Source organism: Solibacillus sp. iso_87, from assembly GCF_056173085.1.
On record NZ_CM149656.1, the window covers coordinates 3,601,996 to 3,618,449 of the forward strand.

General features: G+C 42.7%; 12 protein-coding genes, 8 tRNA genes and 3 rRNA genes. All 23 read right to left on the reverse strand.

What is annotated here, in order from left to right:
- Positions 1-366: 366 nt before the first annotated feature.
- The 23 genes from tsaD to AC0VXV_RS18485 all read right to left on the reverse strand — a co-directional run bounded on the left by tsaD (position 367) and on the right by AC0VXV_RS18485 (position 16,444).
- Positions 367-1,380, reverse strand: coding sequence for a tRNA (adenosine(37)-N6)-threonylcarbamoyltransferase complex transferase subunit TsaD (gene tsaD / locus AC0VXV_RS18375; RefSeq protein ID WP_475529598.1), 1,014 nt, complete (start codon positions 1,378-1,380; stop codon positions 367-369).
- Positions 1,380-1,823 (reverse strand): ribosomal protein S18-alanine N-acetyltransferase, encoded by a 444-nt coding sequence (rimI, locus tag AC0VXV_RS18380; RefSeq protein WP_475529599.1) that lies wholly within the window; start codon positions 1,821-1,823, stop codon positions 1,380-1,382. Before rimI ends, tsaD begins: the two co-directional genes overlap by 1 nt.
- Entirely contained in the window at positions 1,823-2,527 is a 705-nt protein-coding gene (gene tsaB, locus AC0VXV_RS18385; RefSeq protein WP_475529600.1) for a tRNA (adenosine(37)-N6)-threonylcarbamoyltransferase complex dimerization subunit type 1 TsaB, read from the reverse strand. Before tsaB ends, rimI begins: the two co-directional genes overlap by 1 nt.
- A complete protein-coding gene (tsaE, locus tag AC0VXV_RS18390; RefSeq protein ID WP_475529601.1) occupies positions 2,524-2,976 on the reverse strand; it encodes a tRNA (adenosine(37)-N6)-threonylcarbamoyltransferase complex ATPase subunit type 1 TsaE in 453 nt (150 codons plus the stop codon). Before tsaE ends, tsaB begins: the two co-directional genes overlap by 4 nt.
- 267 nt (positions 2,977-3,243) lie before the next feature.
- Positions 3,244-3,582, reverse strand: a complete 339-nt coding sequence (locus AC0VXV_RS18395) for a hypothetical protein (RefSeq protein ID WP_475529602.1) — start codon at positions 3,580-3,582, stop codon at positions 3,244-3,246.
- Between the two features lie 151 nt (positions 3,583-3,733).
- Positions 3,734-4,825, reverse strand: coding sequence for an NADH-dependent flavin oxidoreductase (locus AC0VXV_RS18400; RefSeq protein WP_475529603.1), 1,092 nt, complete (start codon positions 4,823-4,825; stop codon positions 3,734-3,736).
- A 122-nt stretch (positions 4,826-4,947) separates the two neighbouring features.
- Positions 4,948-5,063 (reverse strand): 5S ribosomal RNA (gene rrf, locus AC0VXV_RS18405).
- Between the two features lie 62 nt (positions 5,064-5,125).
- Positions 5,126-8,054, reverse strand: a 23S ribosomal RNA gene (locus AC0VXV_RS18410).
- Between the two features lie 231 nt (positions 8,055-8,285).
- Positions 8,286-9,840: ribosomal RNA gene (locus AC0VXV_RS18415) — 16S ribosomal RNA — on the reverse strand.
- The 16S, 23S and 5S rRNA genes sit together here with 8 tRNA genes alongside, the layout of an rRNA operon.
- Before the next feature lie 196 nt (positions 9,841-10,036).
- Positions 10,037-10,110: transfer RNA gene (locus AC0VXV_RS18420), tRNA-Gly, on the reverse strand.
- 19 nt (positions 10,111-10,129) lie between these two features.
- Positions 10,130-10,206 (reverse strand) — tRNA-Arg (locus AC0VXV_RS18425).
- Between the two features lie 10 nt (positions 10,207-10,216).
- Positions 10,217-10,302 (reverse strand) — tRNA-Leu (locus AC0VXV_RS18430).
- A 54-nt stretch (positions 10,303-10,356) separates the two neighbouring features.
- Positions 10,357-10,432, reverse strand: a tRNA-Lys gene (locus AC0VXV_RS18435).
- A gap of 4 nt (positions 10,433-10,436) precedes the next feature.
- Positions 10,437-10,511 (reverse strand) — tRNA-Gln (locus AC0VXV_RS18440).
- Positions 10,512-10,515: 4 nt separating this feature from the next.
- Positions 10,516-10,591 (reverse strand) — tRNA-Asp (locus AC0VXV_RS18445).
- Positions 10,592-10,621: 30 nt separating this feature from the next.
- Positions 10,622-10,696, reverse strand: a tRNA-Glu gene (locus AC0VXV_RS18450).
- Positions 10,697-10,701: 5 nt separating this feature from the next.
- Positions 10,702-10,777, reverse strand: a tRNA-Asn gene (locus AC0VXV_RS18455).
- Between the two features lie 195 nt (positions 10,778-10,972).
- Positions 10,973-11,440, reverse strand: coding sequence for a SprT family protein (locus tag AC0VXV_RS18460; RefSeq protein ID WP_475529604.1), 468 nt, complete (start codon positions 11,438-11,440; stop codon positions 10,973-10,975).
- Positions 11,441-11,516: 76 nt separating this feature from the next.
- On the reverse strand, positions 11,517-13,688 hold the full coding sequence (locus AC0VXV_RS18465; protein WP_475531495.1) for a Tex family protein: 2,172 nt from the start codon (positions 13,686-13,688) through the stop codon (positions 11,517-11,519).
- Between the two features lie 127 nt (positions 13,689-13,815).
- Positions 13,816-14,601, reverse strand: coding sequence for an RNA polymerase sigma factor SigB (sigB, locus tag AC0VXV_RS18470; protein WP_413079771.1), 786 nt, complete (start codon positions 14,599-14,601; stop codon positions 13,816-13,818).
- Positions 14,579-15,049 (reverse strand): anti-sigma B factor RsbW, encoded by a 471-nt coding sequence (gene rsbW, locus AC0VXV_RS18475; RefSeq protein WP_014822539.1) that lies wholly within the window; start codon positions 15,047-15,049, stop codon positions 14,579-14,581. The genes sigB and rsbW overlap by 23 nt, the downstream gene beginning before the upstream one ends.
- Positions 15,049-15,381, reverse strand: a complete 333-nt coding sequence (locus AC0VXV_RS18480; protein WP_079523293.1) for an STAS domain-containing protein — start codon at positions 15,379-15,381, stop codon at positions 15,049-15,051. Before AC0VXV_RS18480 ends, rsbW begins: the two co-directional genes overlap by 1 nt.
- A 67-nt stretch (positions 15,382-15,448) precedes the next feature.
- Positions 15,449-16,444: a SpoIIE family protein phosphatase gene (locus tag AC0VXV_RS18485; protein WP_475529605.1), complete on the reverse strand. Its 996-nt coding sequence runs from the start codon at positions 16,442-16,444 to the stop codon at positions 15,449-15,451.
- Positions 16,445-16,454 lie beyond the last annotated feature (10 nt).

A 16,454-nucleotide genomic window follows, 5' to 3' on the forward strand; every position in this document is an offset into this window, starting at 1 on the left:
CAACATATCAACATAGTTTTCCACATTATCCACATTTAAAATCAAAGTTATACACATTGTTGTGTGAAAAAGACACTACTATATATAGATAAGTCACATGTTTTCCACAAGTTATACACAGTTTGTGTATAAGTACGCATGTTCGCAAGTTTTTTTGTGGGTATTTAACTTTATCTGTGGATAATTTTCAGAAAAGTTGAACAGTCAATAAAAACTTGTTATAAATGAGATTTATCCATCATAAATTACTAGATTCGACTTTTTTATATTATTGAAAGAAAACAAATTAAGAAAAATTTATTTCCTTAACAAAAAAAGCATGAGAAAAGAATGTACTACTACATCTTTTCACCATGCTTATATACCCTATTTCCAGCTTAAGAGTTCCATCCCAGGGCGCCCATTCATTGCTAAATTACCTCGAACCCCTGCTTCATACATTTCATATGCAGCTGCACCGATCATTGCTGCATTATCTGTACATAATTTTAAAGGCGGTACATAAAATGGAATACCTTCTTCTTTAAACGCATGTTCCAATGCTGTGCGTAGTCCTTTGTTGGCTGATACACCGCCAGCTGCAATTACTTGTTTTACCTGAAATTCACGCGCTGCTCGTACTGTCTTACCAGTCAATACTTCCACTACACTATCTTGGAAGCCTTTTGCAACATGTTCGGCAATGATTTCTTCACCGCGCTGATCCATATTATGTTTATAATTAATCACTGCAGATTTCAAGCCGCTGAAGCTAAAGTCGTATGAATCTTCCTCCAACCAAACACGCGGGAAAGGAACGGCTTCAGTCGCATCATGTGCAAGACGGTCAATATGAGGACCACCCGGATATGGCATATTCAATACGCGGGCTACTTTGTCATATGCTTCACCTGCAGCATCATCACGTGTTTCACCGATAACTTCAAACGAACCATGTTCACGCATTAGGACAAGCTCTGTATGTCCACCTGAAACAACGAGTGCCAACAGCGGAAATTCCATTGGCTGTACTAGGTTATTCGCATAAATATGCCCGGCAATATGATGTGTCCCGATTAATGGCAAGCCGTGAACAAAAGCGAAAGCCTTAGCCGCATTAATACCAATTAACAAAGCACCTACTAGTCCCGGACCTTCAGTTACGGCAACAGCTGTTAATTCTTTCGGTTCCATATTTGCCTGTTTTAATGCTTCTTCTAAAACAATTGTCATTTGTTCAACATGGTGACGTGATGCGATTTCCGGGACAACCCCGCCGAAACGCTTATGACTGTCAATTTGCGATGATACAACATTCGAAATAATCTCTGTCCCATTTTTAATAATGGCTGCTGCTGTTTCATCACAACTAGTTTCAATTGCTAATATATAGTTATCCATTATAAATTCACCCACATTACTAACGCATCTTCCTGGTTGTCCGTATAGTAGCCTTTACGAAGACCTCCATCTTGGAAACCAAGTTTGCGATATAAATTTTGTGCAACAGTATTTGTTACACGTACTTCTAAGCTCATGACATCCATATTTGCTTCTTTCGCTACTCGCATCGCTTCACGCATAAGTGTCTCACCAATACCTTGACCACGTACAGATTGTACAACCGCTACGTTGGTAATCTGTGCTGCATCAATAACGAGCCAAATTCCACAGAATCCGATAATTTCACCTTTGTCGTCTTCCGCCACTAAATAATGGGCAAATTGGTTTTCGGTCATTTCGTAATAAAAGGAATCCAATGTCCATGGTGTAGGAAATGATGCAAGCTCAATTTTATGGACAGCCTGAACATCATCTATTGCCATTCTGCGATACTGTACCATTAAAGTTGCTCCTTTTTCTGTTCCTTTATCCAATTCGCTTCCGCTTCTGCAATACGGCGATATTGGGGAACAAAAGCATGGACAGCCTCAACTGTCGGTAATGGCATTTGTTGTGCTAAAGCAATTAGTTCGGATGCACGCGGTAAATTAATTGTAAATGATGCACGGATAGCAGAATCCCCTAACACTTGCTGAATTCTTTCCATGTACAAATCGACATCTGTCCCGACAAATAATATTGGTCGATCTAATTGCTGAAGCTTCTGTAATAATCCGTCGATATGATCATGATGATCTTCAACAAGCGGATGCATAGTACCTGCTTCATAAACACCGGCATATACATTTTGACGACGGGCATCGATTAATGAACAGATTGCATAGTTCGCAACTCGGGCATTTGCAGCCAGTGCTTTTAGGCTTGATACACCTACCAATGGCTTTTGCAATGACCAGGCCAAGGTTTTGGCAAGAGTGACACCAATTCGGACTCCTGTATAAGAGCCGGGACCTTCAGAAACGGCAATCGCATCGATTTGTGCCGGTGTTAAGCCTGCCTTATTTATAACTTCTTCAATTGCCGGCATTGCACCAACTGAATGTGTCAATTTTATATTTTGCACGACTTCTGCAATTACTTTATTATCTTGTACTATGGCGACAGAAAGCGGTGCATTTGCTGTCTCTATTCCTAACCAAATCATTTTAATAACTCCTCACAAAGACGAACATACTTTTCGCCTATCGGTTTCAATACAAATTTGCGTTTCGTTTCGTCGATGCGTGTAATTTCAATTGCTAAACGCTCTTCAGGCAAATCTTCCTGTATAAGATGTGCCCATTCCACAACTGTTACAGCATCCCCATAAAAAATTTCTTCCCAGCCTAAATCTTCATCGCTATCTTCCAGACGATATACATCCAGGTGATTAAGCGGAATACGTCCTATATATTGCTTCATAATCGTAAATGTTGGACTATTGACTGTTCGTTTTACGCCAAGCCCTTTTGCAAAGCTCTGTGTAAATGTCGTTTTGCCAGCACCTAAATCACCTTCAAGTGTAATCGTATACTGTGGCTCGACTAATTCTGCCAGTCTCATCGCAAGCGCTTGCGTTTCTTCCAGTGTATTTACATCTTTTTCAAATCTCATCTGATTGCTTCCTTCCACAAAAAAATCCATTATCTCTAGTTTACTTGAACTGAAGCAATTGTTCAAAATGTATCACTTTTAGATTGGTTCTTACTCAACTACGTTAATATAAAGTAGCTGTGAAAAAAAGAAAAACACTCATTTTTTCTGAGAAAAAGTGAATGTTTCAGGACTTCCCTTTATTTGATTTTCATTTCTCGAGATTGTTTAGGCTAATGGAGAAATACTGTGAGCATCCCCACGCTTAACCTCATTTTCCGCCGATCACTAACGCTTTGAGTTACCTTTGCGTTCCACTACTTCTTTTTTTACCAATACATCATCCTCAAATTTTAAGCGATATCCTTTCGTCAGCAGAATTTCGTCATTCCATTCATAAGTACCGTTATTAATTTCCTGACCGGCTCCTCCTGAAATGTGGACTACTTCTAAATAAGACATCCCTTCTTTTACTTTATCATACTCTTCTTCATTCATGTATTTTTGCCAAACATATGTATTACTTTCTTCTATCTCTAAAACTTCATCCTGACAAGCTGTTATTAGCATTGCCAGCAACATAACGAGACAAATAGACAGGAAGACATAAAAAGCCTTTTTATTCATTCGTATCCCCCCTCAATATCCTTATGAAACCATTCCCGAAATTAAGCGGTTCAAACATTACCAATAGGAAAAGGAGAATACGAACGTATTCGCATCCCCCTTATTTAAATAAACTAAAATTTTTTATATTCTTTAAATAATCTTTACTGATTTATATACCGGGAATCCAACCTGGTCTTGACAGGATTTTCTCCATTAAAGGACCAGGAATTACAGTATCAATTTTTTCATCATAAGCTGTTACAACGTTTTCCTCATTCTGTACCTTTTCCACCCAATGCGGCTCAATTAACAAGGCACGACCAAGTGCGACTAAATCTGCACCTAACTGTAATGCATGTTCTGCTTCTTCACGAGTATAAATTGATCCGACACCAATTAATGGTTTACGTCCATTTAACAAGCTGTGAATTACAGAAATACGGTTTTGTTGTCCGTTTTCATAACGATGTGTTTCAGATTTGAAATCTCCAAGTGAAATATGCAAATATGTTAACGCTGTTTCCGCTAATTTATCTACTAATTTAACTGTATCATCCATTGTAATACCATCTTCTTCAGGCTCTTCCGGGCTGAAACGGTAACCGACGATAAATTTTTCATCCGCATATGTGTTTTTAACTTTAATTACTTCATTTACCACTTCCAATGGGAAACGTAATCTATTTTCAAATGTTCCGCCGTATTCATCTGTTCTTTTATTAGTAAAGGCAGAGAAATACTGTTGAATTAAATACGTATTTGCACCATGGATTTCAACGCCGTCAAACCCTGCTTCAATTGCTCTTCTTGTCGCTTCCGCATAAGCTTTAACCATATCTTTAGTTTCTTCAAGAGTTAATGCGCGAGCTTCTTTTTCCTCAATTGTAACAGCTGTACTCGCACTTACAACATCTCCATTTGGTACTAAATGTTGATAAGATTGTCGACCGCCATGATGAATTTGTAAAACCGCTTTAGCACCGCCTTGTTGAATAGCCTGTGCAATTCTTCGCAAGCTTGGAATATAACGATCTTCATGAGCGGCAATTTGTCCTGGGAATGCTTTACCGTTTGCTGCAACGTATGCGCATGCTGTAATGATCATTCCAGCTCCTTCAGCACGTTCTTTATAATATGTGATTTCCTCATCGGAAACAGTATCATCTTCATTTGCAGAGTAGGTTGTCATAGGTGCCATAACTAAACGATTTCGTAGTTCAACCTCTTCATTCAATTTAAACTTTTCAAAAAGTGCTTTCATTACAATTCCTCCCTTTTGCTATGTATGTACTTTAACGAAACTGCATTTTATTTTCAAGTTAGAGGTCCTCATTAATTTAAATACAACAAAAAAACCACTGATTCCTCAGTGGTTTTGCGTGTGCGAAGCGACGTCCTACTCTCACAGGGGGAAGCCCCCAACTACCATCGGCGCTAAAGAGCTTAACTTCCGTGTTCGGTATGGGAACGGGTGTGACCTCTTTGCCATCATCACTTCACTATGAAAGAATTTCATTCTTTCAAAACTGGATAAACGTTCATTGAAATGGTGCAATAAAATGTGGTTAAGTCCTCGACCGATTAGTATTCGTCAGCTGCATGCGTCACCGCACTTCCACCTCGAACCTATCTACCTGATCGTCTTTCAGGGGTCTTACTTACTTGCGTAATGGGAAATCTCATCTTGAGGGGGGCTTCATGCTTAGATGCTTTCAGCACTTATCCCGTCCATACATAGCTACCCAGCGATGCCTTTGGCAAGACAACTGGTACACCAGCGGTATGTCCATCCCGGTCCTCTCGTACTAAGGACAGCTCCTCTCAAATTTCCTACGCCCACGACGGATAGGGACCGAACTGTCTCACGACGTTCTGAACCCAGCTCGCGTACCGCTTTAATGGGCGAACAGCCCAACCCTTGGGACCGACTACAGCCCCAGGATGCGATGAGCCGACATCGAGGTGCCAAACCTCCCCGTCGATGTGGACTCTTGGGGGAGATAAGCCTGTTATCCCCGGGGTAGCTTTTATCCGTTGAGCGATGGCCCTTCCATGCGGAACCACCGGATCACTAAGCCCGTCTTTCGACCCTGCTCGACTTGTAGGTCTCGCAGTCAAGCTCCCTTATGCCTTTACACTCTACGAATGATTTCCAACCATTCTGAGGGAACCTTTGGGCGCCTCCGTTACCTTTTAGGAGGCGACCGCCCCAGTCAAACTGTCCGCCTGACACTGTCTCCTACCCCGCTAAGGGGCATGGGTTAGAAGTTCAATACAACCAGGGTAGTATCCCACCGACGCCTCCTTCGAAGCTGGCGCTCCGAGATCTCTGGCTCCTACCTATCCTGTACAAGTTGTACCAAAATTCAATATCAGGCTACAGTAAAGCTCCACGGGGTCTTTCCGTCCTGTCGCGGGTAACCTGCATCTTCACAGGTACTATAATTTCACCGAGTCTCTCGTTGAGACAGTGCCCAGATCGTTACGCCTTTCGTGCGGGTCGGAACTTACCCGACAAGGAATTTCGCTACCTTAGGACCGTTATAGTTACGGCCGCCGTTTACTGGGGCTTCAATTCACAGCTTCGCTTGCGCTAACCGCTCCTCTTAACCTTCCAGCACCGGGCAGGCGTCAGCCCCTATACGTCACCTTACGGTTTTGCAGAGACCTGTGTTTTTGCTAAACAGTCGCCTGGGCCTATTCACTGCGGCTTCTCTAGGCTATGCACCCAAAGAAGCACCCCTTCTCCCGAAGTTACGGGGTCATTTTGCCGAGTTCCTTAACGAGAGTTCTCTCGCACACCTTAGGATTCTCTCCTCGACTACCTGTGTCGGTTTGCGGTACGGGCACCTCTCACCTCGATAGAGGCTTTTCTTGGCAGTGTGAAATCAGGAACTTCGCTCATACGAGCTCGTCATCACAGCTCAACGTTAAAGTATGCGGATTTGCCTACATACACGCCTTACTGCTTGAACACGCGCAACCAACGGCGTGCTTACCCTATCCTACTGCGTCCCCCCATTTCTCAAACGGTGAGGAGGTGGTACAGGAATATCAACCTGTTGTCCATCGCCTACGCCTATCGGCCTCGGCTTAGGTCCCGACTAACCCTGAGCGGACGAGCCTTCCTCAGGAAACCTTAGTCATACGGTGCATGGGATTCTCACCCATGTTTCGCTACTCATACCGGCATTCTCACTTCTAACCGCTCCACCAGTCCTTCCGGTCTGACTTCAACGCTGTTAGAACGCTCTCCTACCACGCATACTCAAAGTATGCATCCACAGCTTCGGTGAATCGTTTAGCCCCGATACATTTTCGGCGCAGCGTCACTCGACCAGTGAGCTATTACGCACTCTTTAAATGATGGCTGCTTCTAAGCCAACATCCTGGTTGTCTAAGCAACGCCACATCCTTTTCCACTTAACGATTACTTGGGGACCTTAGCTGGTGGTCTGGGCTGTTTCCCTCTTGACTACGGATCTTATCACTCGCAGTCTGACTCCCGTGTATAAATATCCGGCATTCGGAGTTTGTCTGAATTCGGTAAAGCGAGATGCCCCCCTAGTCCAAACAGTGCTCTACCTCCGGTATTCTCAATCACGAGGCTAGCCCTAAAGCTATTTCGGAGAGAACCAGCTATCTCCAGGTTCGATTGGAATTTCTCCGCTACCCACACCTCATCCCCGCACTTTTCAACGTGCGTGGGTTCGGGCCTCCAGTGAGTGTTACCTCACCTTCACCCTGGACATGGGTAGATCACCTGGTTTCGGGTCTACGACCACGTACTAATTCGCCCTATTCAGACTCGCTTTCGCTGCGGCTCCGTCTTCTCAACTTAACCTCGCACGTAATCGTAACTCGCCGGTTCATTCTACAAAAGGCACGCTATCACCCATTAACGGGCTCTAACTACTTGTAGGCACACGGTTTCAGGATCTATTTCACTCCCCTTCCGGGGTGCTTTTCACCTTTCCCTCACGGTACTGGTTCACTATCGGTCACTAGGTAGTATTTAGCCTTGGGAGATGGTCCTCCCGGATTCCGACGGAATTTCACGTGTTCCGCCGTACTCAGGATCCACTCTGGAGGGAATGAACTTTTGACTACAGGGCTTTTACCTCGTTTCGCGGACCTTTCCAAGTCGCTTCGTCTAGTTCATTCTTTTGTAACTCCGTATAGAGTGTCCTACAACCCCAAAGAGCAAGCTCTTTGGTTTGGGCTCTTCCCGTTTCGCTCGCCGCTACTCAGGGAATCGAATTTTCTTTCTGTTCCTGCAGGTACTTAGATGTTTCAGTTCCCTGCGTCTGTCTTCAACACGCTATGAATTCACGTGAAGATACTATCCGATTAAAGATAGTGGGTTCCCCCATTCGGAAATCCCCGGATCAAAGCTTACTTACAGCTCCCCGAGGCATATCGGTGTTAGTGCCGTCCTTCATCGACTCCTAGTGCCAAGGCATCCACCGTGCGCCCTTATTAACTTAACCAAAAGTTAACACTTGGATATAATCCAAGATTTAAGTTTACACGTCAATTGCTTGACTTGTTTAAAAATCTATAAAATAGAAATTTGATTTATTGCTTTCAATGTCGTTTTATCCAGTTTTCAAAGAACAAAGGTTTTGAAGTGTTCCATTCATTTAAGAATGAACCTTCAAAACTGAACAGCAACCGTTAATGTTTCATTCCCCAAGGGAATGATTCCGAAAAATCCTTAGAAAGGAGGTGATCCAGCCGCACCTTCCGATACGGCTACCTTGTTACGACTTCACCCCAATCATCTATCCCACCTTCGGCGGCTGGCTCCAAAAGGTTACCTCACCGACTTCGGGTGTTACAAACTCTCGTGGTGTGACGGGCGGTGTGTACAAGGCCCGGGAACGTATTCACCGCGGCATGCTGATCCGCGATTACTAGCGATTCCGGCTTCATGTAGGCGAGTTGCAGCCTACAATCCGAACTGAGAACGGTTTTATCGGATTAGCTCCCCCTCGCGGGTTGGCAACCGTTTGTACCGTCCATTGTAGCACGTGTGTAGCCCAGGTCATAAGGGGCATGATGATTTGACGTCATCCCCACCTTCCTCCGGTTTATCACCGGCAGTCTCCTTAGAGTGCCCAACTGAATGATGGCAACTAAGAATAAGGGTTGCGCTCGTTGCGGGACTTAACCCAACATCTCACGACACGAGCTGACGACAACCATGCACCACCTGTCACCGTTGCCCCCGAAGGGGAAACTATGTCTCCATAGTGGTCACCGGGATGTCAAGACCTGGTAAGGTTCTTCGCGTTGCTTCGAATTAAACCACATGCTCCACCGCTTGTGCGGGCCCCCGTCAATTCCTTTGAGTTTCAGTCTTGCGACCGTACTCCCCAGGCGGAGTGCTTAATGCGTTAGCTGCAGCACTGAGGGGCGGAAACCCCCCAACACTTAGCACTCATCGTTTACGGCGTGGACTACCAGGGTATCTAATCCTGTTTGCTCCCCACGCTTTCGCGCCTCAGTGTCAGTTACAGACCAGACAGTCGCCTTCGCCACTGGTGTTCCTCCAAATCTCTACGCATTTCACCGCTACACTTGGAATTCCACTATCCTCTTCTGCACTCAAGTTCCCCAGTTTCCAATGACCCTCCCCGGTTGAGCCGGGGGCTTTCACATCAGACTTAAGGAACCACCTGCGCGCGCTTTACGCCCAATAATTCCGGACAACGCTTGCCACCTACGTATTACCGCGGCTGCTGGCACGTAGTTAGCCGTGGCTTTCTAACAAGGTACCGTCAAGGTAGCGCCAGTTACTACGCTACTTGTTCTTCCCTTGCAACAGAGTTTTACGAACCGAAATCCTTCTTCACTCACGCGGCGTTGCTCCATCAGACTTTCGTCCATTGTGGAAGATTCCCTACTGCTGCCTCCCGTAGGAGTCTGGGCCGTGTCTCAGTCCCAGTGTGGCCGATCACCCTCTCAGGTCGGCTACGCATCGTTGCCTTGGTGAGCCGTTACCTCACCAACTAGCTAATGCGCCGCGGGTCCATCTTATAGTGACAGCAAGACCGTCTTTCAACTTTCAAACATGTGTTAAAAAGTGTTATTCGGTATTAGCCCCGGTTTCCCGGAGTTATCCCAATCTATAAGGTAGGTTACCCACGTGTTACTCACCCGTCCGCCGCTAACGAAAATTTGGTGCAAGCACCAAAAGTTCGTCCGCTCGACTTGCATGTATTAGGCACGCCGCCAGCGTTCGTCCTGAGCCAGGATCAAACTCTCCATAAAAGTAGTTTGAAAGCTCATTTGCTTTGCTAGCGATCCAACTTCGTTGGAAGTTGGAATCTATTGTTTGCTTCATTTAAGAAGCTTGTTTCATTAACGTTGCTTGTTCAGTTTTCAAGGTTCATTTTGTTGCCTCAAGTGACAACTTTTATATCTTATAACATCTTCTTTTAGATGTCAACAGTTTTTTAATAAAAACTGGAGCGGGTGATCGGAATCGAACCGACAACATCAGCTTGGAAGGCTGAGGTTTTACCACTAAACTACACCCGCATTATATTATAGTGAATTATGGCGCGCCCGACAGGAGTCGAACCCATAACCTTCTGATCCGTAGTCAGACGCTCTATCCAATTGAGCTACGGGCGCCGGGAATTTTTGGTGCGGCCGAGAGGATTTGAACCTCCACGGGGTTGCCCCCACTAGGCCCTCAACCTAGCGCGTCTGCCATTCCGCCACGACCGCTTCATCCGACAATAATTATTATACATCTCTGAAATAATTTGTCAACATGAAAACTGGTGAGCCATGAAGGACTCGAACCTTCGACCCTCTGATTAAAAGTCAGATGCTCTACCAACTGAGCTAATGGCTCTAAATGGCTGGGGTACCTGGATTCGAACCAGGGCATGACGGAATCAAAATCCGTTGCCTTACCGCTTGGCTATACCCCAAAAATGGCGGTCCCGACCGGGATCGAACCGGCGATCTCCTGCGTGACAGGCAGGCATGTTAACCGCTACACCACGGGACCATTAGTAAATCATCATTATTAAAATATACGTGGTGACCCGTACGGGATTCGAACCCGTGTTACCGCCGTGAAAGGGCGGTGTCTTAACCACTTGACCAACGGGCCGTTAATGGCTCCGAAGGCAGGACTCGAACCTGCGACCTGCCGGTTAACAGCCGGATGCTCTACCAACTGAGCTACTTCGGAATAATTACTTCGTTGCGACATCATCTTGTCGACTTTTACTATTATAGAGAGCGATTTCCGTTTCGTCAACACTTTTCCTAAAAAAAATTAAAGGAAAAATCTCTTCCTATATATAGAGCAAAAATCATATTCTCTAAAAAACAACATAAATACTGTATACCATTATTCACTTACTTTTAAACATCATTTCTAAAATTATTTTTCACTATGGAGAAATTTAATTTTCCCTTTGCACATACTGCAACAGTATTTTTTTACATTCATTTTTCTTTTTCTTTTATATATTTGTCCGCAGTTCGTACAGCTATATATATGTATTGTCTTTTGTTTCGGCTTTTCTTTAGCCTGTTCCAATGTAGAACAAAAACGTGGTGCGCCTACTTTTTTCAATAGATTTCGAAAATCTGCATCACCATGCCTATAACCCATCCCTAAAATATGAAGATGATAGTGGCAAAGTTCATGTAAAATAATACCCTTTAACTCTTCTATGCCAAAATGATCATATAGTTTTTTATTAAGTTCGATATTGTGGCTGCTCAACATATACCGACCGCCCGTCGTTTTCAAGCGACTATTAAAATAAGCTTTATGAATAAACGGTCGATTAAAAAAGTCATTTGATAACTGTTCCACTAATTTTTGTGCCTGTTCGTCCGTCATATGCCAACCCCCTTAAGTTAATAAAAAGCGCATATTCAGCTATGCGCTTTTTATTATAATTGAAAATCCTGCTCTTTTACACGCTATGTTGATTTTCAGGAGTTAACATCGTTAAAGAAATACGACCTTTATTTGCCTCTACTTTTTCTACCCAAACCGTCACGATATCCCCGAGGGAAACAACATCTAGTGGATGTTTAACACGACCTTTTTGCAATTTGGAAATATGGACAAGTCCATCCTGCTTAACCCCAATATCGACAAACGCTCCAAAATCAACGACATTTCGAACAGTCCCTTGCAGCTCCATTCCAACTTGCAAATCATCCATTTGAAGTACATCTGTTTTCAGTAACGGTTGCGGGAAAGCATCACGAGGATCACGGGTAGGTTTCATTAATGTATCGACAATGTCTTTCAACGTAACTTCCCCTACTTCTAATGACTCACCTAATGTTGTTAAATTTAACTTGCTGATCGCTTCTTCGGCTTTTGCCGTTCCGACATCCTTTTTCGTTAATCCTGCTGCCTCCAATACAGCTTCCGCTAATTTATAACTTTCCGGATGGATACCTGTAGCATCTAACGGATTTTTGGCATCTGCAATACGCAAGAAACCGACTGCCTGCTCATAAGTTTTAGCACCCAATCGCGGGATTTTTTTCATTTGTGCACGGGATGTAAATTGTCCGTTTTCGCTACGCATCGTTACAATATTTTCCGCTACCGTTTTCGAAAGTCCAGATACATATTGTAAAAGGGAGGCCGAAGCTGTATTTACATCTACCCCAACTTGGTTAACCGCTGTTTCCACAATAAACGTCAGTGATTCTGCGAGCTGCTTTTGCGAAACGTCATGCTGATACTGTCCTACACCGACTGCTTTCGGATCAATTTTTACAAGCTCTGATAATGGGTCTTGTAAACGACGGGCAATCGATACAGCACTTCGTTGTTCCACCTGTAAATCCGGAAACTCCGCTCGTGCCACTTCGGAGGCAGAATATACGGATGCCCCTGCCTCGTTGACAATAACATAAGCAATGTTTCCGTCTACTTCTTTCAGCAGTTCCGCAATAAACTGCTCTGTTTCACGGGAGGCTGTCCCGTTTCCAATCGCAATAATACTAATCGGATATTTCTTTAATAAAGCCTTCACTGTTGCTTTCGCTTTTGAAGGATCCGACGTAGTGTGAGGATATATAACGCCCACTTCAATCATCTTGCCCGTTTCATCGACTACCGCTAATTTGCAGCCTGTTCTGTATGCAGGGTCTACACCAAGAACCATTTTACCGCGCATTGGTGGCTGTAATAGTAAGTTGCGTAGATTTTCCGAGAAAATATGAATCGCTTGAGTTTCTGCTTTTGATGAAAGTTCTGCTCGAAGCTCATTTTCAATAGATGGTTTAATTAATCGTTTATAGCTATCCGCAATTGCCAGCTTTACTTCATTTACAGAAGGGCCTACAAAATTTCTAGGAATAAAATGATTTTCCATTTGTGTTGTGGCTTTATCGATTGGAACTTCAATTGCTGCACGTATCACTTCTTCTTTTTCACCGCGGTTTACAGCCAGTATTCTGTGGGGTGCAATTCGGTGAACAGGTTCCTCATATGCGTAATACATTTCAAATACTTGTTTTTCATCTTTTTCCGCGTTTTTTACCGTTGTTACAAGCTTGCCTTCCCGCCAGGAAAGGGTACGCAGCTTTTCGCGAACTGCAGCATCATCGGCAAATCGCTCTGCTAAAATATCTCGTGCCCCAGCCAATGCATCTTCAATTCCAGTAACACCTTGTTCTTCACTTATATAAGGCGCCGCCATTTCTTCCAACGTACGCTTTTTAAACTTTAACAGTTCTTCAGCTAACGGTTCCAAACCCCGTTCTTTGGCGATCGTTGCTTTTGTACGGCGCTTTTGTTTAAATGGTCGGTACAAATCTTCTACGCGTTGAAGAACCGTTGATGCTTGGATTGCTGTTTGTAGTTCTTCCGTTAATTTACCTTGCTCATCTATTAGGCGCAGCACTTCTTCCTTTCGTGTTTCGAGCTGTTGTATGTAATGGTAGCGGTCTTCCACTGCCTTAATTTGAACTTCATCAAGTGAACCTGTCATTTCTTTTCTGTAACGTGCGATAAAAGGTACTGTGTTACCTTCTTCCAGTAGTCCAATAACCGCTTTTGCTTGTTTTGGTTCCACTTTCGCATCTTTTGCAATTATTTGTAACATTTTTTGTTGATCCATCATGCCACTCCTTTAAATTTCGAACTTTCTTTTAGTGTACCATTCCATTTGTATTGTTTCCCAAAAAAGCGTTGAATTTATGCATGAAAAAAGAGCCTACTAATTTATGCTAGTAGACTCTTAAACTTTATAATGAGACGCCGCCACTTGCTGTAATGGCGTCTTGTAATTTTTTAATTGCTTTACGTTGAATTCGTGAAACGTGCATTTGGGATATACCGAGTCTTTCTCCGGCTTCCTTTTGACTAAGCTGTTCCAAATAAGTTAATTGGATAATTTGTCGCTCACGTTCATTTAATACATTCATCGCATCTGCTACAATCATGCGGCGGTTTGTCACTTCATAGCCTGTATCTTCTCGACCGACTACATCAAATAACGTTACCGTACTGCCATCAGAATCCGATTCGATCGAATGGTCCATCGAAAGCGCCTGATAGCTTCGACCCATTTCCATCGCTTCCAGTACGTCCTCATCCTGTACTTCTAAATACGTTGCAATTTCGGTAATGGATGGGGAACGTTGTAGCGATGTCGTTAATGCTTCGACAGCCGCCTTGATTCTTGGTCCTAATTCTTTAATACGTCTCGGAACATGCACGTCCCAAGTTTTATCACGTAAAAAGCGTTTTATTTCACCTACGATAGTCGGAACTGCAAACGCCTCAAAGCTTCTGCCAAAAGAAGGGTCAAATCGTCGGATCGCACCTAATAAGCCAAGCATCCCTACTTGTACAATATCATCATAATAAGATTTACCATGTGAATATTTGCGTGCAATCGACTCGACTAACTGCTGATAATGGAGTACAAGATTTGTTTGTGAATCTTCACAGCCGTTCGCCTGATATTCTGCAATCCAATTTAGTACTTCTTCTTTTGATGTATTTTTAGGTAGTGATTCTTTCGACATTTCCTTTCACCTGCTCTCTCGAGACATACTTTGTCATGAAAACAGTGACGCCACCTTCGTTATTTAATTTCACTTCATCCATTAAAGTCTCCATTAAATAAATTCCTAATCCACCTTCACGTAATAATGCTACGTTTTCATTTTCATGATATGGACCAACTTTTGATTTGATCTCTTCAAAGTTAAAGCTTACACCGTAATCTGCGACCATTATTTCAATCTTGTCCTCAAATAATGCACAGCCGATTACAACTTCGCCTTCCTCGTTTGCTTTATAAGCATGGTGAACAACATTTGTCACCGCTTCACTTGTAGCAATTTTTAAATCTTCTATTTCATCATAAGTAAACCCAACTCGCATCGCTAATCCTGAAATTGTTAGCCGTATTACACTTACATATTGCGATTTGGCAGGCACTCGAATTTCAATATAGTCAAATGCTCTCATCATTTCAACTCCAATTCCTCATCAATCTCGATACTCATTAATTCACTTAATCCTGTAATTTCAAACAATCTTACTAAACGATTTGATAAATTCACTAATTTTAATGATGCATTTTCCTTCGTAACTTTTTTATAAAATGCAACAAATATTCCTAATCCTGTACTATCCATATAATTCACTTTTGATAAATCCAATTCGATTTTTCGGCCTTCCACAATCTGAACTGTCTCCAGCTCTTCGCGTAATATCGGGGCTGTATACGTATCGATTTCACCCTCGATATAGCCTTTTAATACGTTTCCATCTTCTCTAAATTGAACATTAACATTCATTATTAGACACCTCCATTATAAACCTAATTACTTTTCCCGAATCCGCGGGAGTTCAAACATAATTTTTTTATTTTTTAAATATAACGACCGTAAAATCATCTTCTAGTTCAAAATCAGGCAAGTTTTTCAAATAGGTGTACATTTCTTCACACATTTCCTGTGCCGAAAGATGGCTACAACTTAATGCCAAATTTTTTATCACATCCCGAGGATCCAGCTCTCCTTGCTTGCGAAAATCCGTTACACCATCTGTGATCATAATGATAAAATCATTTTCTTCCAAACAAATGTCGTACTGCGGGTATGTCACTTCCGGCATGACACCTAGTAATAAACCTTTTGATTCCAAATCCAAGAAAGTTTTTTTACGAGCATTATAATATATAGCAGGCTCATGCCCAGCTGACCCATATGTAAATTTACTTTCTTTAATATTAAATGTCCCATAAAACATCGAGACAAACATACTATCATCAACACTTTTTTCGATAATACGATTTAACACTTCTAAAATATAAGAAGGATCTTTCGTTGCGTACTCAAGTGTATCAAGCCCATATTTGACCATTGACATACAAAGAGCTGCCGGTACACCTTTTCCAACAACATCTGTCACAGCTACACTGACAACTGAATCATTGTTGTTTAAGAAGTGAACATAGTCACCATTCATTTTGCGGATAGGTACAGATAGCATCCCAATATCAATCTGCTCGAGCCTAGGTACCGTTGTTCTAAGAATCATATTCTGGATCTTTGTAGCGACATTCATCTCCATTCGCATTTCTTCTTGCTGTTCCAGTAAACTTTGATGCTCCTTTAAAGTTAACCCAAAGTGCACCATAATCTCAATTAAAAAATCATAGCTATGCGAAATATCTTCTGGTAGATCTGGATAAATTTGTTCTATCGCATACTTGTGGATATTGATGACTTCTTCTGGAGCTACTTTTTTTTGAATTAACTGTCGAATGAAGTTTTGTCCTATATACAAATTTCGCTCAGTTTGATTTGCCAAAAAATCCGATAAGATTTTTTGATATTGCGTTTGCAGCTCTTTCAAATTTTATCAC